Origin of the sequence: Mesorhizobium sp. M2A.F.Ca.ET.067.02.1.1 (assembly GCF_004023285.1) — a bacterium.
Classification (GTDB): Bacteria; Pseudomonadota; Alphaproteobacteria; order Rhizobiales; family Rhizobiaceae; genus Mesorhizobium.
The window spans coordinates 1-22,346 of record NZ_RZSB01000005.1; the positions used below are offsets into that span (position 1 = coordinate 1).

The 22,346-nt window shown below is 58.6% G+C and carries 16 protein-coding genes and 2 pseudogenes; 8 read left to right on the forward strand and 10 right to left on the reverse strand.

Annotation, left to right across the window (positions count from 1 at the left end; all coding sequences use genetic code 11):
- Positions 1–82: 82 nt before the first annotated feature.
- Together EOA28_RS01475 and EOA28_RS01480 are read right to left on the reverse strand one after the other, a co-directional pair.
- Positions 83–724 carry a response regulator gene (locus EOA28_RS01475; RefSeq protein ID WP_128314465.1) on the reverse strand — a complete coding sequence of 214 codons (642 nt, stop codon included), beginning with the start codon at positions 722–724 and terminating at the stop codon, positions 83–85.
- A complete protein-coding gene (locus EOA28_RS01480) occupies positions 721–4,521 on the reverse strand; it encodes a PAS domain-containing protein (RefSeq protein ID WP_128314466.1) in 3,801 nt (1,266 codons plus the stop codon). The genes EOA28_RS01475 and EOA28_RS01480 overlap by 4 nt, the downstream gene beginning before the upstream one ends.
- 420 nt (positions 4,522–4,941) lie before the next feature.
- On the opposite strand from EOA28_RS01480, the gene EOA28_RS01485 reads away from it, so the two are divergent.
- Entirely contained in the window at positions 4,942–5,859 is a 918-nt protein-coding gene (locus EOA28_RS01485) for an MBL fold metallo-hydrolase (RefSeq protein ID WP_245463167.1), read from the forward strand.
- Positions 5,860–6,900: 1,041 nt separating this feature from the next.
- On the opposite strand, the gene EOA28_RS39890 is transcribed toward EOA28_RS01485, so the two are convergent.
- The 6 genes and pseudogenes from EOA28_RS39890 to EOA28_RS01500 form a co-directional block, all read right to left on the reverse strand.
- Positions 6,901–7,452, reverse strand: coding sequence for a hypothetical protein (locus tag EOA28_RS39890; protein ID WP_245463168.1), 552 nt, complete (start codon positions 7,450–7,452; stop codon positions 6,901–6,903).
- A complete protein-coding gene (locus EOA28_RS41060) occupies positions 7,449–7,904 on the reverse strand; it encodes a hypothetical protein (RefSeq protein WP_348527540.1) in 456 nt (151 codons plus the stop codon). The genes EOA28_RS39890 and EOA28_RS41060 overlap by 4 nt, the downstream gene beginning before the upstream one ends.
- 259 nt (positions 7,905–8,163) lie before the next feature.
- A pseudogene (locus tag EOA28_RS41065) lies at positions 8,164–8,595 on the reverse strand (recombinase family protein); the annotation flags it as partial.
- Positions 8,592–8,648: a hypothetical protein gene (locus tag EOA28_RS41070; protein WP_348628714.1), complete on the reverse strand. Its 57-nt coding sequence runs from the start codon at positions 8,646–8,648 to the stop codon at positions 8,592–8,594. The pseudogene EOA28_RS41065 and the gene EOA28_RS41070, both read right to left, overlap by 4 nt.
- Positions 8,649–8,728: 80 nt before the next feature.
- A pseudogene (locus tag EOA28_RS01495) lies at positions 8,729–9,064 on the reverse strand (DUF2924 domain-containing protein); the annotation flags it as partial.
- The gene (locus EOA28_RS01500) at positions 9,064–9,186 is read right to left on the reverse strand and encodes a hypothetical protein (RefSeq protein WP_127249902.1); all 123 of its coding nucleotides are present in this window, start codon (positions 9,184–9,186) and stop codon (positions 9,064–9,066) included. The gene EOA28_RS01500 and the pseudogene EOA28_RS01495, both read right to left, overlap by 1 nt.
- A 303-nt stretch (positions 9,187–9,489) precedes the next feature.
- On the opposite strand from EOA28_RS01500, the gene EOA28_RS01505 reads away from it, so the two are divergent.
- The 6 genes from EOA28_RS01505 to EOA28_RS01530 all read left to right on the forward strand — a co-directional run bounded on the left by EOA28_RS01505 (position 9,490) and on the right by EOA28_RS01530 (position 18,705).
- Positions 9,490–13,794 carry a GAF domain-containing protein gene (locus EOA28_RS01505; protein WP_128314468.1) on the forward strand — a complete coding sequence of 1,435 codons (4,305 nt, stop codon included), beginning with the start codon at positions 9,490–9,492 and terminating at the stop codon, positions 13,792–13,794.
- A 40-nt stretch (positions 13,795–13,834) separates the two neighbouring features.
- Positions 13,835–14,659 carry a transporter substrate-binding domain-containing protein gene (locus tag EOA28_RS01510; protein ID WP_245463481.1) on the forward strand — a complete coding sequence of 275 codons (825 nt, stop codon included), beginning with the start codon at positions 13,835–13,837 and terminating at the stop codon, positions 14,657–14,659.
- Positions 14,660–14,919: 260 nt separating this feature from the next.
- Entirely contained in the window at positions 14,920–15,759 is an 840-nt protein-coding gene (locus EOA28_RS01515; protein WP_189341883.1) for a transporter substrate-binding domain-containing protein, read from the forward strand.
- Between the two features lie 41 nt (positions 15,760–15,800).
- A complete protein-coding gene (locus EOA28_RS01520) occupies positions 15,801–16,661 on the forward strand; it encodes a transporter substrate-binding domain-containing protein (RefSeq protein ID WP_189341884.1) in 861 nt (286 codons plus the stop codon).
- A gap of 96 nt (positions 16,662–16,757) precedes the next feature.
- A complete protein-coding gene (locus EOA28_RS01525) occupies positions 16,758–17,147 on the forward strand; it encodes an Hpt domain-containing protein (protein ID WP_126079523.1) in 390 nt (129 codons plus the stop codon).
- Entirely contained in the window at positions 17,131–18,705 is a 1,575-nt protein-coding gene (locus EOA28_RS01530; RefSeq protein ID WP_127249897.1) for a response regulator, read from the forward strand. Before EOA28_RS01525 ends, EOA28_RS01530 begins: the two co-directional genes overlap by 17 nt.
- A gap of 678 nt (positions 18,706–19,383) precedes the next feature.
- On the opposite strand, the gene EOA28_RS01535 is transcribed toward EOA28_RS01530, so the two are convergent.
- Together EOA28_RS01535 and EOA28_RS01540 are read right to left on the reverse strand one after the other, a co-directional pair.
- Positions 19,384–19,599 carry a hypothetical protein gene (locus EOA28_RS01535; RefSeq protein WP_127249896.1) on the reverse strand — a complete coding sequence of 72 codons (216 nt, stop codon included), beginning with the start codon at positions 19,597–19,599 and terminating at the stop codon, positions 19,384–19,386.
- Entirely contained in the window at positions 19,599–19,787 is a 189-nt protein-coding gene (locus tag EOA28_RS01540; RefSeq protein ID WP_126079520.1) for a DUF3606 domain-containing protein, read from the reverse strand. The genes EOA28_RS01535 and EOA28_RS01540 overlap by 1 nt, the downstream gene beginning before the upstream one ends.
- Before the next feature lie 128 nt (positions 19,788–19,915).
- On the opposite strand from EOA28_RS01540, the gene ligD reads away from it, so the two are divergent.
- Positions 19,916–21,685 carry a DNA ligase D gene (ligD, locus tag EOA28_RS01545; RefSeq protein ID WP_127249895.1) on the forward strand — a complete coding sequence of 590 codons (1,770 nt, stop codon included), beginning with the start codon at positions 19,916–19,918 and terminating at the stop codon, positions 21,683–21,685.
- Positions 21,686–22,346: the final 661 nt, after the last annotated feature.

Below are 22,346 nucleotides of genomic sequence, written 5' to 3' on the forward strand. Positions count from 1 at the left end.
GATTCCAGCAGGTCCTCCAGAGACTCGAGGACTCTCGGATCGTCGTCGACAACCGCCACGACAGGTCGCACCGTGCTCACACTCAGTTCCCTCCCGTTCGTCGAGAGTGGGTAATCGGTATCTCCAGTCGTTCCGCTATGCGCACGAGATCGGCGAGGGACGCCGCCATCATTTTCTGCATCACGTTCCTTCTATGGATCTGCAGCGTGACTTCGCTGATCCCCAACTCAGCCGCGGCCTGTTTGTTGAGTAGGCCACTCACGACGAGCGGCAGCACCTCGCGCTCGCGTGGCGTGAGCTCTAGATAGCGTTGCCTCAACATGGTGAGTTCGGCCCGCTCTGATCGCTTTTCCCGATCCTGGGCGATCGCCGTCTGGATTGCGGCCATGAGGTCCGCGTCGCGAAAAGGCTTTGTCAGGAAGTCCACGGCACCATGCTTGATCGCGCGCACCGAGGATGGGATGTCGCCGTGCCCTGTTATGAAGACGATCGGCGGATGATCTCCTTCGGCGATCTGCCTCTGCAGATCGAGGCCGTTGATGTCCGGCAATTCCACATCGAGGATGAGACAGGCGGGGACGTCCGGCTTGTCCGCCAGGACATAGTCGCCGGCCGATCCGAACGCGATGGCGCGCATACCATGCGACTCCAGAAGCTCACCAAGCGCTTCACGGATACGGACGTCGTCATCGACGATGAAGACGATGTGATTGTGGGTCGTCATGCTGCCGCCTTCATTTCGACCGGCATCGTGAAGACGAACGTCGTTCCGTGCGGCTCGTTCTTCTCCACCCACAACCGTCCGCCGTGCGACTCGACGATGGAACGGCAGATCGCGAGCCCCATGCCCATGCCGTGCTCTTTCGTCGTAAAGAACGGCTCGAATATTCGGTCAGGAAATTCTATGCCCGGGCCGCAATCGCTGATTTCGATCTGGATCGCGTCCCCTATCCGGCGCGCGCGAAGTGCAAGAACCCTGTCGCCCGCAACAGAGTCCATCGTATCCATGCCATTGCGGATGAGGTTCACCAAAACCTGCTGGATCTGCACCCGATCGAGCGCGACAATGGGAAGGTCGCTTTCGACATCGATGTCCATACGAACTCGACGCCGCACCGCCTCTTCAGCGATGAGGTCGCGCGCCTCCGCGATAACGCTGCCGAGCGTTGTGTAGGCCATCGCGTCCGCAGACCGCTTGAACAAGGCGCGGATGCGGCTGACGACATCCGCCGCCGAGTTGGCATCCCGGATAATGCGCTCCACCGTCTTCTGCGCCCGCTCGATATTTGGCGGTTTGGCCGTGAGCCAGCGCTGGCAGGCGTACGAGTTGGCGACAACAGCCGCCAGAGGCTGGTTCACCTCATGGGCGATTGAGGCCGAAAGCTCGGCAAGACTCGCCGCCTGGCTCGCACGTGCAAGTCTCTCTTGCGCCAGACGCAGCTCTTCATGCGCTCGAACTTCACCATCGATGTCCAGACAGACGACGTTCCACTGAACAATCGCACCTTCAGCGTTGCGCATCGGTGCCGCGCGCGTATCGACCCAGCAATATTCGCCATCGAAGCGCCGCAGACGGTGCCTCCGCGCATACGGTTCGCCAGTGGCCAAAGAATGGGCATAGTTCGCTTTGACGCCCGCCAGGTCGTCAGGATGAACACCGTCGTCGAGTGTGCCGGCCAGGCGGGATTTTCCCTTGCCGTCCAATGACTCCAACTCATATCCGAGGAATTCGCGGAGCTGACGGCTGCGATATATCGGTTCGCCGTTCGGCGCGGCGCAATCGATCATTACCGGCAGCGTTTCAACCAGCTGCCACAGCGAACGTTCTCTCTCGCGCAGCGCCACCTGCGCGGTAACCAAATCGTGGATGTCGACACAAGCGCCGTACCACTGGACGATGCCGCCGAACTCGTCGCGAAGCGGCTCCGCGCGTGCGTCGGTCCACCGGTAGCCACCATCTGACCGCCGCTGTCGATAGGTCCTTGCGAAGGCGGTACCAGTCTCGAACGAGCGCGCGAGCGCCTGCTCTACCACCGGCCTGTCATCCGGATGTACATCCGCCAGGGATCGCGACCCGTCCGGCGCGGTCAAGTCTTCCAGGGTGATGCCAACCGTATCCATGAGCGGCTTGTTAATGTAGGACGGCGTTCCTTCGGGCGTTGTGCTCCAGATGAGAGCGGGCACGGCGTCGATTAACTGCCGCAGCTCCCGCTCCCGGTCGCGCAGCGCCTCGTGCGCGCGCATCTCGTCTTCGATGTCGATTGAAGCCATATACCATTGCACGATCGTGCCATCGGCATCCCGTAACGGTTGCGCGCGCGCTTCTATCCAGCGGTAGGCGCCATCCTTCTCGCGACGACGAAACCGGTTCACGAAAGGCTGGCCGGTCGCAAAGCCATTCGATGCCCTCCGGAACATTGTCGGAAAGTCTTCAGGGTGGGCCAGGTCCCGAGCCAGGGCGTCGAAGTCCTCGATGTGCGTGGGTGGCGAACCGACCTTCTCCAGATATCGCTTGCTGGTGTAGGTGATCTTACCTGAAGGGCCGAAGCTCAGGATATTCAGGGGCACGGCGTCAATCATCTGTTCCAGCTGGCGTTTGCTGCTCCGCAGCGCTTCCTCGGCCCGCACCTGATCATCGATGTCGTGTGACAACCCGTACCACTGTACGACGGATCCCTCCTCGTTCCGCATCGGCTCCGCACGGCTCGACATCCAGCGATAGACGCCATCCGCGCGACGCAGGCGATAGTTCAGCGAGAAGCTCTCGCCGGTGATCAAGGAGTGATTAAGCGCTGCTTCCAGCTTGGCCGTATCTTCGGGATGTGCGACAGCCGCTATGGCAGCTGTCCGACCATTTCCTCCCGCACTCCGGTATTCTCCCACGTCGAGACCGAGAAACTCGACCATTCGCTTGCTGAAGAAGACCGGCTCGCCCGACGCAGACAGGCGCCAGAGGAAGCTCGGCACCATATCGACAAGTTGCGAGAGCTCGCGTTCGCGGAGACGCAGCGCTTCCTGGGCGCGCATCTCATCGTCGATATCGATGGAAATTGCATACCATTGTACGATCGCGCCGCTATGGTCACGAAGCGGCTCCCAGCGACCATCCACCCAGCGGTAGGCGCCGTCCGCTCGACGCATGCGATACTTCATCGAGTGGGGCTCGCCGGTAGCCAAGGAATGATGGAGCCTTTCCAAAAGGCGGGCGCCATCTTCCGGATGGACGAGAGACTGTATGGCTGCCGCCATCCGGCTCATTCCCGGCCGGTCCAACTGCGCCACGTCGTTCAGTCCGAAGAAGTCGAGCAAGCGTTTATTGAAGAAGATCGGCTCACCTTGGGGTGTCAGACGCCTGATCTGGACCGGGACCATGTCGACGAGCTGAGAAAGTTCCCGCTCCCGGCCACGCAGCGCCGCCACGGTCTTTTTGTAGACGTCATTGTCGAGTGCAATGCCATACCATCCCACGACACGACCGCGGCTGTCGTGTGCTGGCCGCGCGGCTGCTCGAGCCCAGACATAGATGCCGCTCGCGCGCCGAAAGCGAAACTCGACATTGAAGTGATCGCCTGTCTCCAGGCAGTGGCGCCATGTGGCTGCGATCTGCTCATAGTCGTCCGGATGAAGCAGCCGCTTCCAGGCGGTATGCCCCTCGTCCAAAGACGCGTTCAGTTCCTCCAACGTCACCCCAAGAGAATTCTGTGCAAACGGGTGCAGGTAAATCCATCTGCCGGCCACGTCGAATGCCCATCCGTTCCCGAATATGCTCTCGACGACCTTCGCCGATCGAATTGGTTCAGCCTCGCCTTCTACCGACGGGTCCAATCCTGCCGGGGCGAGTGGCTCCCTATCCGTCACCAGATCGTCGATGTCGACACTCACACTGTAGCCTGGTTCTGACCGCGTCTCGTTCCAGCGATAACTACCGTCGGCCTGGAGTTGCCGATGTCTCGTCACCTGTGGAACGCCCGTCCAGAAGGCGCGGGCGGCAGCGTGAGCTGCGGCAGTCCGGTCATCCGGATGGACAAGGCTCAGCGAATGCGGAGCATCGGAAACGGCTTTGCTTTCGAGCGCGTCACTGATGACGTCCGCGAATTGTTCCTTGGCCGCGGACGGGACATCACCGTCAATCAGCGCACCATACCATGCAACGATGCGACCTGTGCTGTCGCGCAGCGGCTGCCCCGAGCTCCTGCTCCAACCGTAAGCACCGCTAGCGCGCAATATGCGATGCCCCATATTGTAATGGTCACCTGTTTGCAGGCATCGACGCCACATTGTGACGGCGGCGTCGTAATCGTCGGGATGGATTAGGCGCTTCCAACCGACCGTGCCGTCGTCCGAAGGCGAATTGAGTTCCTCTAGCGTTGTGCCGAGAAGCGTCAGCGCGCTTGACGTCACGTAGGTGAAATTGCCCGAGGCGTCCGTCGCCCACGCGTTGCCGACCACGCCTTCGATGATCCGAGCGGCTCGCAATGCTTCGGAGTCGATTTCGCCAATGGACCTAAACGCTGTCGTCATTGTCTTCTCCTCCCGGGATAAAAGAAAGCCGGAGACCGTCAGCGCCTTGTGTAGCACTCATCCTTGGATCTGGGTGGCGATTTGGCTTGCCAGCTTAACCGGCTATGCCCTCGGCCGCACCTCATGGAAATCCATAAGCTGTGGCCGACCCTGCGTTGTGGATAAGGCTGTTAGACCGCCCGAGTGAGGGTTCAAGCAGTCAGGGTGAAGAGACGCTGACAGTAAGTAGCGAGCCTTGTCTTAGCGGGTCGCCACTCGCCGGCAAAAGATGCCGTTCAGGACACGTCGGTCCTTTATTTCGATGCCCCGCAACCTATCCCGTGGTGTGGCTTGCCCTCTCCCTCGACACAATCGACCGCAAACACGCCTGGATGTACGTCGTCGATGCCGCGTGTAAGCGGCGGTCAGCAGGAGATAAACATGATGCTAGACAAAACCTCACACCCCCAAAAAACGGGATCAGAAGAGCTGGTTCCGTCTCGCTATGCGGTGCGAGTCGGCGAGATCGAAGTGCTGGTGGTCAGCGATGGGGTGCTACCGCTTCCAACCAACATGTTGGGATACAACGCCGACCCTGCCGTGCATGCGGCCTGGCTGAAGGACATGTTCCTGCCGCCGGACGCTTTCGACTGGGCGTTGAACGCGGTCGTGGTGCGCAGCGGCGGGCAGACCATACTCATCGATGCTGGGCTAGGATTGGACCCGGAGTTGAACTTGCCGCGGGCCGGGCAGTTGATCAAGCGACTGGAGGCAGCCGGCATCGATCTTGGATCCGTGACCGACATGGTGCTTACCCACATGCACATGGACCACGTTGGCGGCCTGCTCGTGGATGGGGTGAAAGAGCGGCTGCGTCCGGACCTGCGGATCCACGTGGCGGCCGCCGAGGTCAAGTTCTGGGAGTCGCCCGATTTCTCCCACGTCTCCATGCCGCCAGGGTTCCCGGACGCGCTTCGTGCAACCGCCAAGCGGTTCAGGAAAGAGTACGAGAGCAAGCTGCACCTGTTCGATGAGGAATACGAGGTGGCGCCGGGCGTGGTCGTCTCTCGAACGGGCGGTCACACTCCTGGGCATAGCATAGTGCGCGTCGCGTCCGGCAAAGACCGACTGATGTTTGCTGGCGACGCCGTGTTCGCGGTCGGTTTCGAACATCCCGACTGGTACAACGGCTTCGAGCACGACCCCGAGGAGGCAGCTCGGGTTCGGGCGCGACTTTTGCGGGAGCTGGCGGAGACCGGAGAGCTGCTGGTGGCCACTCACATGCCGTTCCCCTCGGTAGGCCATGTGGCGGTCGACGGCGACGTCTTTCGTTGGGTGCCGGTCTTCTGGGATTACTGACCGTTTGTTGGGGTAGGCCTAACCAGGGCGCGTACTCACAGCATTGGTGGGTTCGCGCCTGGTTTTTCCGCAACCTCGGGCATTCGCATCACCTTTTGCAGCTCCCGTCCTTGCGTCGGCTTCCGCCATGACGCTTGCGATCTGAACGTCTGCTTTTTGCCTTCTACGCCAGAACTCGCCAATCCGCTTGCGGCCCAACGCCGTCACCAGACCATTCCACAATCAGAGGCCGACTGGGGTTCTCGTAATTTTTCGTACCTTCTGCATTGCGGCCTCCGCTCGAATTGTGCGTGCACAACAAGGACGCCGGGCGTCTCGATCCGCAATGGTGCAAACGTGATCGAAGTTCCATTCTGGGGATGGGTCGTCAGAGGACTACCGCCAATACTCCTTGCAACCGAGTTCGTCTGTTGACCGGACTTCGCAAGCAGGCTCACAGGCTCAAAAATCCTGTCCCCGCAACCATCCTACTTGCAACGCTAAACGTCCATCGCCGTACAGCGACCGACCCCATGCCGGCAAACACCAACACGAACGGGCTGTTGCTATATGTGTCGCCGCCGGCCTTGAGTTGCGTCACCAGGTTCGCGGTCGTGATGCAAGGTCAGCTTCTCAACCAAATAGCCCGAAAGCCGACAGTCCGTTTGCGGCCCCTTTGGTCAACAAGCAATCATCGCCGCTTTCTTGTGGCTTAAGGGAAGATACCGGTCGCATTGAAACTAGTCCTCCTGATCCGTGGGTTCGCCAGAGCATAAGAGAGCATACGAAGGAAATGGGTTGGCGAACCAGCCGCTAACGTATTGTTTTCCCGTCGAAAACGATGACCCTCCGGGCCCACCATTCAGTCTGCCAGTTCTGGCGCGTTTTCGACCATCTCAGAATAGTGTCGACATTTCCGTAGGTTACCGGCGCACTTGCGGCAACGCTTGGCTGAGACAACCCCGTCTGGGCCTAGAATGCCTCGATTTCGGACCTTCGTCTCTGCAGCCCCATTTGCGTAGCCAACTGTTTGGAAAAGCGATGCTCGGGCGATGGTCGGAATCAGAAGCCGAGGAGGGCAGATTGATCGGACCATGCGAGGGGAAGGCGGGACAGGCGCGACAGCCCATGGGCTGTGAGTTCGACTGGCTGGATGCCGGCGATAATCTTCGACACGATCTTCGGCGAGAGAAACGCCAGCGGCAGCAGCCTGCTCACCTCAGAGACGGTGGTCGCGTTCAAGCTGGCGATCTCCGTCAGGCTTCGACCCGAGCCATCGGTGAGTTGATGGAGATAAAGCTGAGAGCGATAGACCACGTCGATCAACGCTGCATCCGGCTCCGAGCCGTTGGACGAGGGATCGGTTAGTACGATGCGCATCTCTACGCCGCGTCGCTTGATTTCAAATGGGCATGTGATCGACAGCGTTTCAGCGCCGCCGTCGGATGGCAAAGCCCTATCGAGCAGATGTTCGGATAGTGCCCGGCAATCAATGTCGACGGTCAATGCCTTCTGACCAAGTGCGATGCGGCGAGCGAGTTTCTGAAAAAGCGATCGCTTAGCGTCGGCAGTCTCGAAGCTCCAGGCAGTCCTGACTTCAGCCGCGCGGCTCATCGCGTATTGATCTCGCCGGGACCTCCCCAACGCCGAATCAAATCAGCGATTTGGCTGTGATCGCTGAGAATACGATTCAGCTGAAGCTCAACGACTGATTCAACTGCATCGGCAGGAAGACGCCATCCGTCGGAGCTGCGGCGCCGCTGATCAACAAACTGTTTTGAGACATAGTAGCGATAGCGAACGACTCGCTTGTTGGCATGCACCGATCGAAGTTTCTCGCCATGTTCGTCAAAGAGAAGTCCGGTGAGAAGGTGCGGCTGAGTGACGTTCGATTTGCTCCTCCGGCGTGGTGCTTGAGACGCCAGGAGCGCCAGCGCCTCTTCGAACACCGGGCCTGCGATGATCGGCTCGTGCTCGCCGTCGTGGACCTGGTCCTTGTGCTTGATCTTGCCTATGTAGATGGGATTCGAGAGCAGGTGATAAAGATTGCCGCGGCCGAACGGCATCGTCACAGCAAGGGTCCCATCCTGGCGCTCGCGGGTGCGCGTCGTGAGACTGTCCCGCGCCGCTTTCGTCAGCAAGGTCGCGCACTGACTTCAGCACAAGGTAGCGCTTGAAGAGATGCCGAACGATCTTCGCCTCGCCGTCGTCGATGACTAGCTTGCGATGCTCCACGCGATAGCCGAGCGGCACGACACCGCCCATCCACATGCCCTTCTTCTTCGATGCCGCGATTTTGTCGCGGATGCGCTCGGCTGTGACCTCGCGCTCGAACTGCGCAAAGGACAGAAGCACGTTTAGCGTCAGCCTGCCCATCGATGTGGTGGTGTTGAACTGCTGGGTCACAGAGACGAATGACGCCGAGCTGGCATCGAAGATCTCGACGATCTTCGAAAAGTCCATCAGCGAGCGGGTGAGGCGGTCGATCTTATAGACGACCACTACATCAATCTTTTTGTCGCGAATGTCTTGAAGCAGCCGCTGCAGAGCGGGGCGCTCCATCGTTCCACCTGAGATGCCACCATCGTCATAACGATCAGGGACGAGCTTCCAGCCAAGGCCGACCTGTGAGGTAATGAACGCCACACAGGCCTCGCGCTGGGCGTCGAGCGAGTTGAATTCCTGATCGAGGCCTTCCTCGCTCGATTTACGAGTGTAGACCGCGCAGCGCAGGCGACGTGTCGCGTTGCTGCTCATAAGCCAAAGAACCTCGGACCGGACCAATGCGCGCCGGTGATCTTGCGCGCGATCGACGATAGCGAGGGATAACCTTGGCCTCAAAGACGAAGCCATCCTCGAGCACGTCGACGATGTGGGTCTTGCCTTTCCAGTCACGGACCAACCGTGCGCCTGGCAAAACTTGTTTGCGCTTTGGAGCGGCAGTCACCTTGATGTCGTCAGTGCCAACGCTAGGTTGCCTGTCACGGTCGGCGACCTTCTTCTCGACCCGGTCTATGGCGGACCTGAGCATGCGACGCGTCTCGGTGGAAAATCCACCGAGACGTTTTGCCTGAAGATGCCAGGCTGCTGCCCTGATCAGAAGCTCACGCCTGACACCTTTCGGTGGCGAGCATCTGTAGATCTTCTCCCATTGGGCTGCGAGATCCTCGCGGGAGAGGTCGCCCAAGGCGGCGACCTCTGTTTCGATGTTGAGCTTTGCCCGCATCACGCTCGGGCGCCCTTCGCGCTGTCATCGATGCGGTAGCGGCGAACGCCATCTTTGCCGACATCGCTGATGAGGTTCAGGCCAAGCTTCTTCTTGACCACCGCCGACAAGAAGCCCCGCACCGAGTGTGCCTCCTAAGGGCGACGCCGCTTCGGGGCCGAGAACAGACCGGCAGCTTCGGTCTACGACACTTCACGAGCGGACAGTTAGATTGGGCGTGCGCATCGTCGCGGTGTGACCGTTGCTGACCATCGTAGGCGCTTTGCGTCCAAAGCAATTCGGCGAGTGACGCGTGGCGAGCCTATCGCCCGCGTACTCCGCCAGTGGGCCCGAAGCACGGCCTGATTGACGAATTCCCCCGGCGGCTCCAGATTGGGATACAAGGTGTGCCGCTGGGACGCACGATAGCGGCGTGGGCGGGATATATGAGCGAAGCGAGCGACGGCAAGCGGCCCCATCGTCCCTGGCATGGTCTTGCCGCCCGGGCGATGATAGGTCTTGTCGCTCTCGCTCTAATGGTCGGTGCGATCAGCGTCATCGCTGTCCAATCCTTCAACGAATTGCGGCAAAGCTTCGACTCGGTGGCCGACGTCCAAGTCGAGGCCATCCAGACCGCCGCCGAGCTGCGGCAGCGCGCCCAAGCAATCACACGCCTGGCGCCATCGCTGTACGCAAAAGGGCTGGAGCAGGATGCCTTGCTCAACTTCTCGCTCCTCAGTTTCAAGGAGCAGTCAAAACTTCAGGAGCTGACCGGCAAACTCAAGTCGCAGACAAGCAAGGACCTCTCGGAGATTGAAGAGACGACGGCGGGACTGTTCCGGAATCTCGATACGCTTGCCACCACACTCTACGACCGTGCTGCAACCGAAGATGCGTTGGAGGGGTTGCTCCAGCGTATCTTTCGCATCGCCGTATCTGGAAAGGCCGACGGCGTCCTAGCCCTGCATGGTGCCCTCACGAATGAGGTGACTGCGACGGCCCTTGGGCTTGCTACGGCGGGCAAACCTGAAGAGCTGCAGACTATGGCGAATGAACTGCGGCCAAGGATTTCCTTGCTGGCTACGGCAGACCCCAATTTGGCAAGGCAGTTTGAAGAGGCCTTGCTGGGCCCCCGGGGCGTGGTGGAACTGAAGGGCAGACTATTCCGCTTGTTCGATGATATTCGCGGCCAGTTGGCTGACAACGAGCTTTTCTCCGGCAAGCTGGTTGCGGCCGCCGACGTCATTTCTCAAGAGATTGCTCAAGATGTTGACCATCAACGCAGCGCACTTGACGGCCGGCTGACGGCGCGTGCCCGGGTCCTCTCGTTGATTGCCGTCCTGGCGGTGGTTGGAGCCATACTCATTGCTGGTTACTTGCAGGCGTCGGTCGTCGGCCGCATTCGCAAGTTGAGCCTCGCCATGCTGGAAACGAGCCCTCCTGCGAAATTGGAGACGCTAACAAAAGGCAACGACGAGATATCGGATCTAGCTCGGGCCTTTGTCTATTATGCGCAGGAAATCAATCGGCGCGTGAAGGAGCTCGCTATTCTCAATTCCGTCGGCGAGGCGATGGCGAAGACGCTCAATGTGGAGACAGTAACCCGCATTGTGGGAGACAAGCTGCGCGAAATATTCAGCGTTGAAGTCGCAGAAATCCTTTTACACGATGACAAGTCCGATCTGATCACCGTCCCCTATGCTTATTACAATGGGTATCGACAGCCTGAGCCATTTGCGATGGGCGAGGGTCTGACCTCGAAAATCATCCTGTCCGGCGAACCGCTCGTTATCGGCTCAAACGATCGCGCCGATGAGTTGGGCGCTCTTGCGCCGACGGAAGAGGACGAAACGGAATCCTATCTGGGCGTTCCGATCATCGCAGCCGACAAGACTCTGGGCGTCGTCAGCGTGCAAAGTTACGAGAAGAACGCCTTCAATGAAGCTCAAATGCATTTGCTGCAGGGGCTCTCAACCAGCATGGGCGTTGCGATTGCCAACGCGCGCCTTTTCGATGAGACCCAACGCCTTCTCAAGGAGACAGAGGATCGGGCCGCGGAACTGGCTATTCTAAATAGCGTAAGTGAATCGATGGCGAAATCGTTGAATGTTGAGACTATCGTTCGCCTCGTGGGAGACAAGGTTCGTGAAATCTTCGGAACTGAGGTGGCAGAAATACTATTGCATGATGATGCGTCGAACCTAATACGTGTTCCATTCGCATACTATAGAGATAAATATGTGTCTATTGATCCATTTCCGATGGGCATAGGAGTAACTTCTAAGGTAATAATAACAGGCAAACCCTTGGTTTTTCGTACCTCAGCGGAGGGAAGGGAGTTAGGCGCATATTTCCCAAAAGAAGAAGACAGAACTGCCTCTTATATTGGCGTGCCAATCAGCGCCGGTAACAAGACTATAGGCGTCCTCAGCGTACAGAGTTATCAGGCCAGCGCCTTCAATAATGGTCATTTGCGCCTGTTGCAGACGCTGGCGTCCAATATGGGCGTGGCCATCGCCAATGCCCGCCTGTTCGACGAAACTCAGCGCTTGCTCAAGGAAACCGAGGATCGGGCAGCCGAGCTGGGTGCGATCAGCAAGGTCAGCGAGGCGCTCATCGCGGAAGCCGAATTCGATAGCACCATCCGGCTGATCGGCAACCAGATGCGCGATATTTTTCAGGCCGACATCGTGTATGTGGCGCTGCTCGACCCGAAAACCAACCTCATTCATTTTCCTTACCAATTCGGCGAGTCTTTCACCACTCTCACCCTCGGCGAAGGTCTGACAAGCAAGATCATCGAGACCGGCGAGCCGCTGCTCATCAACCAGGACGTAAACGAGCGCAGCGTCGAAATCGGAGCGACTCCCGTCGGCAGGGATGCCCTTTCCTATCTGGGCGTTCCGATCAAGACAGGGCTTGGCACCATGGGTGTGATCAGCGTGCAAAGCACAGCGCGGGAGGGCATGTTCAACGACAACTCGCTTCGCTTGCTTTCGACTATCGCCGCCAATGCAGGTGCTGCGCTTCATAACGCACAGCTGTTCACCGAGCTCAAGCAGCTGTCGCTAGCGCTACAGCAGGCCAAGGAAGCCGCCGAGGCCGCCAATGAGGCCAAGAGCACCTTCCTAGCTACCATGAGCCACGAAATCCGCACGCCCATGAACGGCGTTATCGGCATGAGCAACTTGCTGCTCTCCACCAAGCTCGACCAGGAGCAACGGGAAATCGGCGAGACGATCAACAGCAGCGCAGAGGCACTTCTGACGATCATCAATGACATACTGGACTTCTCAAAGGTTGAAGCCGGCAAGCTGGAGCTTGATCCCAAGCCGTTTGAACTGCGCGAATGCCTTGAGAGTGCGATTGACCTGATCGCCCCAAAAACAGCGGAGAAGGGGCTGGACTTGGGGTATGTGGTGGAACCCGGAACCCCCGAAGGAATTGTCGCGGACAATACCAGGTTGCGGCAAGTTCTAATCAATCTCCTCAACAATGCCGTCAAGTTCACCGACCGGGGAGAAATTGTACTTTCAGCAATGAAGGTTTCACTCGGAGCCGCAGAGACGGGTGGGTCACAAAGCCAAGATCAGGCGGCCCCGTGCATGTTGCAGTTCGCGGTGCGGGACACGGGGATCGGCATACCCAAGGATCGAATGGACCGCTTGTTCAAGTCGTTCAGCCAGGTCGATGCATCGACGACCCGGCGCTACGGCGGGACCGGACTTGGCCTCGCGATCAGCAAGCGCCTCGTAGAACTCATGGGAGGCGAGGTGTGGGTGGAAAGCGTCGAGGGCACGGGCACAACCTTCTTCTTCACGATCCGCGCTCCAACTGCCCCGGCTCCCAAACGGGCTCAGATGTCGCTGGCCAAGGTTGAACTGACCGGCCGGAGACTGCTGTTTGTCGACGATAATGCAACGAACCGCCGCATAATGTCCCTGCAGGCGCAGGCCTGGGGCATGATTCCGTATGCAACCGGGTCCCCTTCTGACGCCATTCGCATGATTGCAGACGGCGAAACCTTTGATGTCATCGTGCTCGATATGAACATGCCCGATATGGACGGCATTGAACTGGCGAGGGGAATACGCGCACTCGGTGACAAAGGCAGCATTCCGCTGGTGTTGCTGAGCTCAATGGTACCCATCTCCGAACAGAAGAAGATGGAGATGGAAGGAGTCAACTTCGCGGCGATGCTTTCCAAGCCGATCAAGCCATCGCCTCTTCTTAATGCTTTCATGGCGGTCTTTGCCGGGGCTCCCACGCGCTTCGCCAAACCCGATCAGCCGAAGAGTCCTGTTCTTGACAGCGCGATGGCAGCCAAGTTTCCGCTTCGCATCCTGCTGGTTGATGACAACGCCACCAATCGAAAGCTGGGCTTCAAGGTGCTCGAGCGACTAGGTTACAGGGCGGAGCTGGCGGGAGACGGACAGTCGGCAATTTCCTCATATGCCGAAGGGCGGCATGACATCATTCTGATGGACATCGAGATGCCGGATATGGATGGCGTCGAGGCGACAAGGCTGATCCGTGCATCCGGTTCCCGCGAGCAACGCCAACCTTACATCGTAGCTCTCACTGCCAATGCGATGGCGGGCGACCGCGAGCGATATCTGGATGCAGGGATGGATGATTACCTCAGCAAGCCATTGCGCGTCGAGGAGCTCGTGGCATCACTCAAAAGAGCGGTATTGGTCAGCGGACAACGCTCCAACAACTTGTCTAATGGACCTGGCGAAACCGGGTGAATCCCCGGAAGACCAATCAAAAAGGAACGAGATCGTGTCGATGCTGTCGCGGATGTCAATTGCAACGGTTTCGTTGCTTCTCTTATGTGCATTGTCAATGCCCGGCTCTGCTGGCCCCGTCCTCGATCGAGTCAGGCAAAAAGCGGTTCTGGTGGTAGCGGTAGATCCGGCGTGGCCACCCTTCTCCTGGCGCAAGGATGACGGCAGCTTCGATGGATTTGATGTCGACGTCCTGACGGGAGTTGCACGGCGGCTTGGCGTCGAAGTCCGTTTTGAGGTGGCGGAATTTTCCGCCGTTATATCTGGAAGGTGGCAGGGCGCATGGGACGTCTCTCCGAGCGTAACCCCAACGAAACAGCGCGCGGAAAAACTGGACTTTCCTGCCGTTTATGCCTTCGGCCTTGGTTCGCTGGCGGTACATCGTGACAACACGACAATTCGAACGCCTGCCGACGCGAGCGGGAAGAGAATCGGAGCGGTGAGGTCCTCCGAATATGAAAAATATCTGACCCGCGAGCCATTCGATATCCTTGATATTCCGCCGATCAAATATCAGATTGACCGGCCTGTCGTCGTGCCGTTCGAGACAAGCGAAGGTGGCTACGAGTCGCTCGCAAAGGGCAATGGTGTAGAACTGGATGGCATTGTGGACTCGCTGTCCACACTCATGAGTGAGATCGGCAGGGGTCGTCCGATCAAGATTATCGGTCAGCCGCTGCTCTATACGCCGACCGCAATCGCCATTGAGAAGGGCGATCCAGAGTTCGCTGCCGAACTGAAGGGAGCCATCGATCGACTTCGGGAGGATGGAATGCTTGAGTCCATTTCTCTGAAGTGGTTCGGAATTGACACGACGGCGCGATGAGCCGCGCTCATCAGCGCCGCCGACGGCGATTGCTCGTCAGACATTCTCGACATTTGCTCAAGAGGCCGAGGGCCGTGTTGGCCTGCCCCGTGGATGCTCGACATGCGTGCCGAGCGAATATGCGCTATCGCTAAATTACGGCCGATGCGATACGATTGCTAGAGGATTCCAAAAGGTGATTGCCTTGACCGGGGCGGTAGCCGAGGCCGACCTACCTCGCAGACCCGGTGCATAAATACTCCAGGGGGGGGGTGAACCCAGTGACACGGTTTCTCGTTGCAGTCGCCATTGCTTGGGCGGTTTTGTCGGTTCCACTCGCAGGGTTCAGCGTGGCGGGTGAGGCACTTGACCGCATCCGAGCAACGGGGATTCTCCGCGCTCCGTTTCCAGACATCTGGCCTCCGGCCGTCATCCAGCAGCCAAATGGTGAAATCGACGGGTATGATGTGGAGGTATTGCGAGAGATCGGCCGCCGCATAGGTGCCAAAGTCGAATACGTCAAAAACTCAGACGGCTCCGTCATCACGTGGAAGGAGCAAACCTCCGGCCAGTGGCAGGGCAAGTACGACATAGTCGTAGGTGGCATGTCGCCTACTGCAGAGCGAGCCGAACATCTCTCGTTTCCTGCCATTTACCGGTATGGAATGGGTGTCCTTGCTGTCAATCAGAGCAACAGCCAAATCAAGACCCCGGCCGATGCCAGTGGAAAGCGGATTGGCGTGCTGAAGGCTTCGGTTCACGAAAAGTACTTGGAGAGAGAAGACTTCGGTATTCTTGGAATGCCGCCGATCACGTACCCAATAGGCGATCCTGTAATCGTCGAGTTTGATCACGAGGAAGGCGCGTATGACGCTGTCTCGGACGGGAAGATAGATGGTACGATAAACACCCTTCCAGTCATTCTTGAGTTAATCAAGCAGGGAAGGCCCATAAAAATTGTCGGCCAACCGTTGTATAGAGCACCCTCATGTATCGCCATTGTGCCGGGCGACGAGGAATTTGGCACGCTGGTGAAGAAGACTATCGATGAAATGCGCTCCGACGGTACTCTGATGGAACTTTCACTGAAGTGGTATCAATACGATATGATAACTCCCTGAACGGCTAGGGTTTGCCGAATACTTCTACGATGGAGGTGAGAATGCATCCTGTGAAGCGCCTTCTTATTGCCATCGCAATTGCCTGGGCGGCCTTATCGGTTCCACTTGCGGACCACAGCCTGGCAGGTGAGGTGCTCGACCACATCCGGTCGACCGGAATCCTGCGTTCTCCAGCCCCGGACATCTGGCCGCCACAGGTCATCAAGAACGAGAAGGGCGAATATGACGGGTTCGACGTCGAGGTATTGCGTGAGGTCGCACGGCGGATGGGAGTCAAGGTCGAATACGTGACCAACCCGGATGGTTCCATCATAACGTGGGATGAACAGGTCTCGGGGAATTGGCAGGGGAAATACGACATTGTCGTTGGCGGGATGACACCGACCAAGAAACGCGCCGAGCACATCGCTTTCCCGGCAACATATCATTATGGCATCGGCGTGCTGGCCGTTCATCGGGATAATACGACGATCCGTACGCCGGCCGATGCAAGCCGCAAGCGGATAGGGGCGCTGGCCGGTTCGCAATACGAGAACTACCTGAAGAAGGTGCCGCCTGGGATCGTTGGAGTCCCTGATTTCATCTACAAAATCGACGATCCGGTGATCGTTTCATATGAACATGAAGAGGACGTGTACGCCGCCTTGGAGAAGGGCGACGGAGCCGAGATCGACGGGTTGGTTAATCTCCTCCCGGCAGTCATGGCGCTTATCAAGGAGGGCAAGCCGTTCAAGATAGTCGGCCAGCCGCTCTATCGCGTGCCCCATGGCGTGGCGATCTTGCCGGGCGACAATGAGTTCGCGGCACTCATCAAGAAGACCGTTGACGAAATGCATGCCGATGGAACCCTGAAAACAATCTCCATGAAGTGGTACGATTTCGATCTCACTTCCCACGAATAGTGGAGTTGGGGTGATTGCGAGGCAGTACGGGCCCGTTGACAATCGGGCGAGGGTCATACCAGACTCACCCCGCAAGCGCCCGCATCAACTTTACAAGTGGCGCTGCGCTTCGGGGATGTTTTGGCAATCGACAGGCGAGCACTGGACAAGCTGCGGGAACTCGTCGGTGGCGAAGAATCCGACGTGGTCGAACTCGTCAGCTCGTTCCTCGACGAGGGACCGTCGATCATGGAGACCCTGGCAAAATCCGGGTCGACCTCCGATTTGCCCGCGACGCGCCGGGCCGCGCACTCCATGAAATCCAATGCAAGAGACATGGGAGCAACCGAGCTAGCCGAAGTCTGCGCCGGTATCGAAGCCCGATGCGCGAAGGGTGAGCCGCCCGACGTGGTAGATATCGAGAACGCGAGACGCGCTTTCAACTCGGCGGTGGCGGAGCTTCAAGACATTTTTCACCTTGGGGATAGTTATGAGCAGCTTCGGTAGGATTCTCGTTGTCGACGACTCCGCGATGGTGAGGATCAAGCTGAAGAAAGCGGTCGAGACCCTCGGTCACGAAGCGGTGGCAGTGGAGAGCGGTGCGGCCGCTCTCGATCAGACCGCTGGCGCTCCGTTCGACCTCGTACTGCTTGATATCATGATGCCGGAAATGGACGGCTTCGAGGTGCTCAAAAGGCTGAAGTCGTCAGCTAAGACACGGGACCTGCCGGTCATCGTCATTTCCGCGCTCGACGAGGAGATGAACAGCGTCGTCCATGCCATCGAGCTCGGCGCCGAGGACTTCTTGCCCAAGGACTTCGAACTCGCCCTTCTCAAGGCGCGGGTTGCTACCTGCATCGAAAAGAAGAGGCTTCGCGACATCGAGAAGGAGTATCTGCGCCAAGTCACCAAGTTGACAAGGGCAGCTGCGACCCTGGAGTCAGGGCGGTTCAACCCCTCAAAGCTGGGCATCCAGGACGTGGCAAGCCGGACGGATGGTCTGGGCAAGCTCGCCACTGTGTTTTCGACGATGGCCCAGAAGGTTTACGAGCGCGAACGCAAGTTGCGACAGAACATCCGCACCTTCCGTGGGGGCCTGCTGCTGTTGGCGTGCGGCGGCCTGTGGGGCCTAGTCGTGCCGCTCTCGAAGATGGCCTCGATCATTGAGGCGCATCCAGTGGGATTGGCCTTGCTCATCGATACTATCGGCGCTGCCGTCTGCATCGGCATCAGCGTGAACCGCAAGACCATGCCGAATTTGAAGGGCCTCACACGCACTGACTGGATCTTCATCCTGCTCCTCTCGCTTATCAGCTCCGTGATAAATCAGGTGCTGGTTTACTGGATGGCCAGCAGGCTTCCCGCCTTCATTGTCTCTATCGTCATTGTCCTTGAGGGTTTCGTCGTTTTTCTGTTCGCGGCGGTTATGCGGACCGAGGCGCCAAATGTTAAGCGTTTCCTCGGATTGGGCCTTGGCCTCGCCGGTATCGTCATCATTCTGATTTATGGTCAGCCGGCGGACATGACCGCCAGCTGGCTCTGGATTGCGATTGCGATGGTCATCCCCGTCACCTACGCGACCGAAGATATATTTTTGGCTGAGCGGAGGCCTGCTGCGATCGACAGCGTCGCTTTGTTCGGGATCACCCTTGTCGTTTCCGTGGCGCTGCTCATCCCGATTGCGGCCTATTACGATGATTTCATCCCGCTTGATCTGTTAACGGGACGCCTCGGCGTCATCGTGGTTCTGATGGCCGTGGCTGCCAATCTGGCAATGCTGCTCTTTATGGTCCTTATCTCGACAACAGGTGCAGTTTTCGCCAGCCAGAGCGCTTATGCCGTAACAGCGGCGGGCATCGGCTGGAGCATGCTGTTGCTCGGTGAAGCAATACCAATACTGACCTGGGCGTCCTTGGCGCTGATCATTGTCGGACTGATCATGGTGGAGCCGAAGCAGGAAGCCGAAGAAGAACCGCCGCTACTGGACGATACAATAGAGGATCTGGTCCCGCGCCTTGACCCACTACCGGCAGCCACGGAACAATCGCGGCCGATGCCGGTATAGTCCAGCGAGCGGCGCAGGGTGGCACCACGCCACCGAGATGTGTTCTCGCCTTTTCTCGAGAGCGGCTAAGGCGGCTTGCGACCATCACTGGGGCCAGCGAAAAGTCGGGAAGTGGCGCGACCGCGACCTCCAGGGTGGTCGCCGGCAGTGTCCGCTATAAGGCGGTGGCAAGCGTGACTTCAACGTCCCACATGGGGCGCGTTTCAGACATTCAGTCTGATGACATTGAGCGAATGGCAGCTTTGCGCCCCGATTTCAGACGTTTAGGCCTTCCTGGTCGTTTCCCGAAAGCAGACGGTTTATTCATGCCGGGATGAACTCCGTTTTGAGCTAATTCGTTACACGTGAGTACCACGAGGTCCCCTGAGTTCATTCTCACGAAACTCGAGGAACGCACCTTCTGCGGGGCGAGGTCCAGCCGGGAGCACCGCGAGCGCTCCTACCGGATCCAGCGAATAGCCCCGCCAGAGCCGGACCAGTTAGAGGTGATCATAGCAATGCCAAGACCGTTGATTGCGCTTGGAAGCCTGCCGCGGCCCCGATCCCGTGGTCACACGACCGGAGACGTCGAAGGTTGCTTCTCCTTTCAGAACGTCGACCGGCGCGGTCGATTTGCGAGGAGCCGCAATGCACCATGACTCGTTAGGTCGGCCGGTGTTTAGGTCCGGCGGCGGCGGGTTACTTGCTGAACACCTTGGCTGGATCGGCATCGACACTGAACTCATGGATTGTGCCGCTCTCGTCTGTTACGCGGAACCAGTGCTCCTGCAGCGCGCGCGGCGAGATGACTTTGCCGGTTACATCTTCCACTGCCTGTAGTGCGTTGTCAGCATCAGCCTCATTTGTAGAGACGACATCTTCGCCGAAGAGTTCGTCTACGCGGTAGCGAGCCATCATCGTACCCCAAGGCGCTTCGCCTCTGCCTCAAGGGTCTCGCGGTCGTTGCCATGCTTGGCGATCAACTCGCGCACTTGAGGGATCGAAAGCCCAAACTTGCTGGCGAAATAGCCAACTTCGTATTCTTCATCACCCGAGACACGGTCCCGGTCACGGAAATCCGTTTTGCTTTTGTCGTCTGCCATGTGTCTGTCCTCCGCTCGCGAAAAGAGAAAGCGGACATAGGCAAAATGTTCCACCTCGATGCTTCAGCGACTGCTAAGGAACGCAACCAGCTCCCGGCCATTTCCTCAGCTCAGGGAGTTCCGAGTGCATGAGTAAGCGGAAAGGCCAACTCACCTTCATCGAGTTCCAATCGCCGACGCTGGTCGAGAGAGCTCCCGCCGATTCCGACTGGCTGCACGAGATCAAGTATGACGGTTATCGAACAGAGATCGTCATCGAGCGCGGTGAGGCACGAGCATTCACCCGACGGGGCTACGACTGGTCTCACCGCTACAAGCGCATAATTCAGACGGCTGCCAACCTGCCGGTCAAGTCGGCAATCCTAGATGGCGAGGTGGTGGTCCTCGGCACCACCGGGCTGCCGGACTTTCAAGCCCTCGAACGGGAGCTGGGAAACCCGAACTCGCTAAAGCTCATGTTCTTTGCATTCGACCTTTTGCACCTCAACGGTCGAGATCTGCGACAGATGCCTCTCATAGAGCGCAAGGCTGCTCTGCATGGCTGGCTGAAAGAAACGGCTCCGACGCTGACCTATGCCGAGCATTTGGAGGCGGGCGGTAGCGACGTGTTCGACCATGCCTGCCGGATGGGCTTGGAGGGCATTGTATCGAAGCGAGCCGACTCTCCCTACCGTTCCGGCGTTCAAACAAGCTGGCTCAAGGTGAAGTGCATCAAGAGCGACACGTTCTCGATTGTCGCCTTCGTTGAGAAGCTCGGGGCTCAGCCGCGCCGCATCGCCTCGCTTTACATAGGCAGGCGAGACGGCGACCGCCTGCTATATGCCGGGAAGGCGCAAAGCGGCTATACCTTGCAAGCAGCCCAACGGGTTCGGGAGCGGCTGGACCCGCTGATCATCGAGAAGTCGCCGTTGTCGGCACCCATCAAGAAACCCAAGGCAACGTGGGTCAGACCAGAGGTGCTGGCAGAGGTGCAATTCAGCGGTGTGACGGACCGCGGCATCTTGCGCGAGGCGGTGTTCAAGGGATTGCGCGAGGACCTTCAGCCAATTACGGCCAAGCCTCCGGCTCCTTCCAAGCGCCGGGTGGAAAGCAAGCACGGCGTCCCGCGAAAGAACATTCTTCAGTTGCTACCGGACGCGGTCGCGCCATCCAAGGACGAGCTGACGGGATACTGGCGGCGAGTAGCCGACCGGGCGCTGATTCATCTAGGCCGACGACCACTGAAGCTCGTCCGCCACGCCTACGGTGCCACGTTCTACCATAAAGGGCCGTTGCCCCCGATTCCACGGTCGGTGCACCAGCTAAAAGTCAAAAAGCGCGAAGGCGGCGAAGGTGTCCGGGTCTGGGTAGATGACCTCGATGGTTTGCTTGGCTTGGTCGAAATGGACGCCGTCGAGCTTCATCCATGGAACGCGACCATCGACGACATCGAACACGCTGACCAGCTCGTATTGGACCTTGATCCCGGCGAAGGCGTGCCGTGGGATGTGGTCATGGAGGCCGCGCTGTCGCTCCGTATGATTTTTGAAGCCGCTGGCTTGGAGAGCTGGCCGAAGGTGACCGGCGGCAAAGGCGTCCATCTTACGGCCCCGCTGCCGCCAAACATGACTCACGATTGCGCGCGGAAACTAGCCAGATCGCTGGCTCAGTGCCTTGTGGACGCCGACCCCGAGCGGTACCTTCTATCAGCTGATCCATCAGCACGCGCAGGACGCATCTTCCTTGATTACCTCCGCAACGGCCGAGGCAACACTGCCGTAGGCGCATTTTCTCCGCGAGCCCGCCTCGGCTACCCGATCGCGCATCCCGTGACGTGGAAGCAGGTTGAGGCAGGTGTCCGGCCGGACACTTTCAGTGTCGCGAGGCCGTTTAGAGCCGGTTGTTGGATAGCAGCTTAGACTATGATGGGGTCGGTACACACGGCGCGTTTGGGGGAGTTCACTTTGTTGCCTCCGGTCAACGTTGAGAGACTCTTGCTCGTGTGAGGAGAGTGAGTTCTTCGTTGCATTCCTCAAAGCGAACACCTCGAACAATAAGATCTAGAGTTAGCTATCGTATTCCAGCGAGCGTTCGAGGAGATCCAAGTTGATCATCCCAAGACAGGAACGTCCCGCTTCGCGGAGCGTTGTTCCTCAGATCTTTAGAGCCGGAAGAGTGAGATGATCCGTCAGGTTGATAATGACCGGGATGAACGCGCAAGGCGGGCGGCTGACGAAATCATGCGGGTTGAGCGGCAGGAACGCGCGGAGAAAACAGCGCGATTGAGGGAAGCGCGTTTAGCCCGGGAGACTCAAAACCGGACCAAAACGGACGCAAAGAAGCGCGGGCACAAATAGCAAGAGAAGCGGTCGAAGACGGTCAATCGATCCGGTTTCCTTCTTGGCGACTGATCCTTATCAGAAGGTGGGTGGGTGCGACCTTTGTGGAGATCGCCATGGGCAAAGAATATCCATTCACAGAAGCCACGCTCGGCGGCAAGTTGCGGCGGCACAGGCCTATGCGTCCACTGCCTCAAATGCAAGCGCAGGGCGGTACTCGACGTCGCCGCATTGGCCAGGC

Coding starts and splice junctions, on each gene's coding strand:
- EOA28_RS01475 (WP_128314465.1), bottom strand. CDS start 724: ATGACGACCCACAATCACATCGTCTTCATCGTCGATGACGACGTCCGT.
- EOA28_RS01480 (WP_128314466.1), bottom strand. CDS start 4,521: ATGACGACAGCGTTTAGGTCCATTGGCGAAATCGACTCCGAAGCATTG.
- EOA28_RS01485 (WP_245463167.1), top strand. CDS start 4,942: ATGATGCTAGACAAAACCTCACACCCCCAAAAAACGGGATCAGAAGAG.
- EOA28_RS39890 (WP_245463168.1), bottom strand. CDS start 7,452: ATGAGCCGCGCGGCTGAAGTCAGGACTGCCTGGAGCTTCGAGACTGCC.
- EOA28_RS41060 (WP_348527540.1), bottom strand. CDS start 7,904: ATGCCGTTCGGCCGCGGCAATCTTTATCACCTGCTCTCGAATCCCATC.
- EOA28_RS01505 (WP_128314468.1), top strand. CDS start 9,490: ATGAGCGAAGCGAGCGACGGCAAGCGGCCCCATCGTCCCTGGCATGGT.
- EOA28_RS01510 (WP_245463481.1), top strand. CDS start 13,835: ATGCTGTCGCGGATGTCAATTGCAACGGTTTCGTTGCTTCTCTTATGT.
- EOA28_RS01520 (WP_189341884.1), top strand. CDS start 15,801: ATGCATCCTGTGAAGCGCCTTCTTATTGCCATCGCAATTGCCTGGGCG.
- EOA28_RS01530 (WP_127249897.1), top strand. CDS start 17,131: ATGAGCAGCTTCGGTAGGATTCTCGTTGTCGACGACTCCGCGATGGTG.
- EOA28_RS01535 (WP_127249896.1), bottom strand. CDS start 19,599: ATGGCTCGCTACCGCGTAGACGAACTCTTCGGCGAAGATGTCGTCTCT.
- EOA28_RS01540 (WP_126079520.1), bottom strand. CDS start 19,787: ATGGCAGACGACAAAAGCAAAACGGATTTCCGTGACCGGGACCGTGTC.
- ligD (WP_127249895.1), top strand. CDS start 19,916: ATGAGTAAGCGGAAAGGCCAACTCACCTTCATCGAGTTCCAATCGCCG.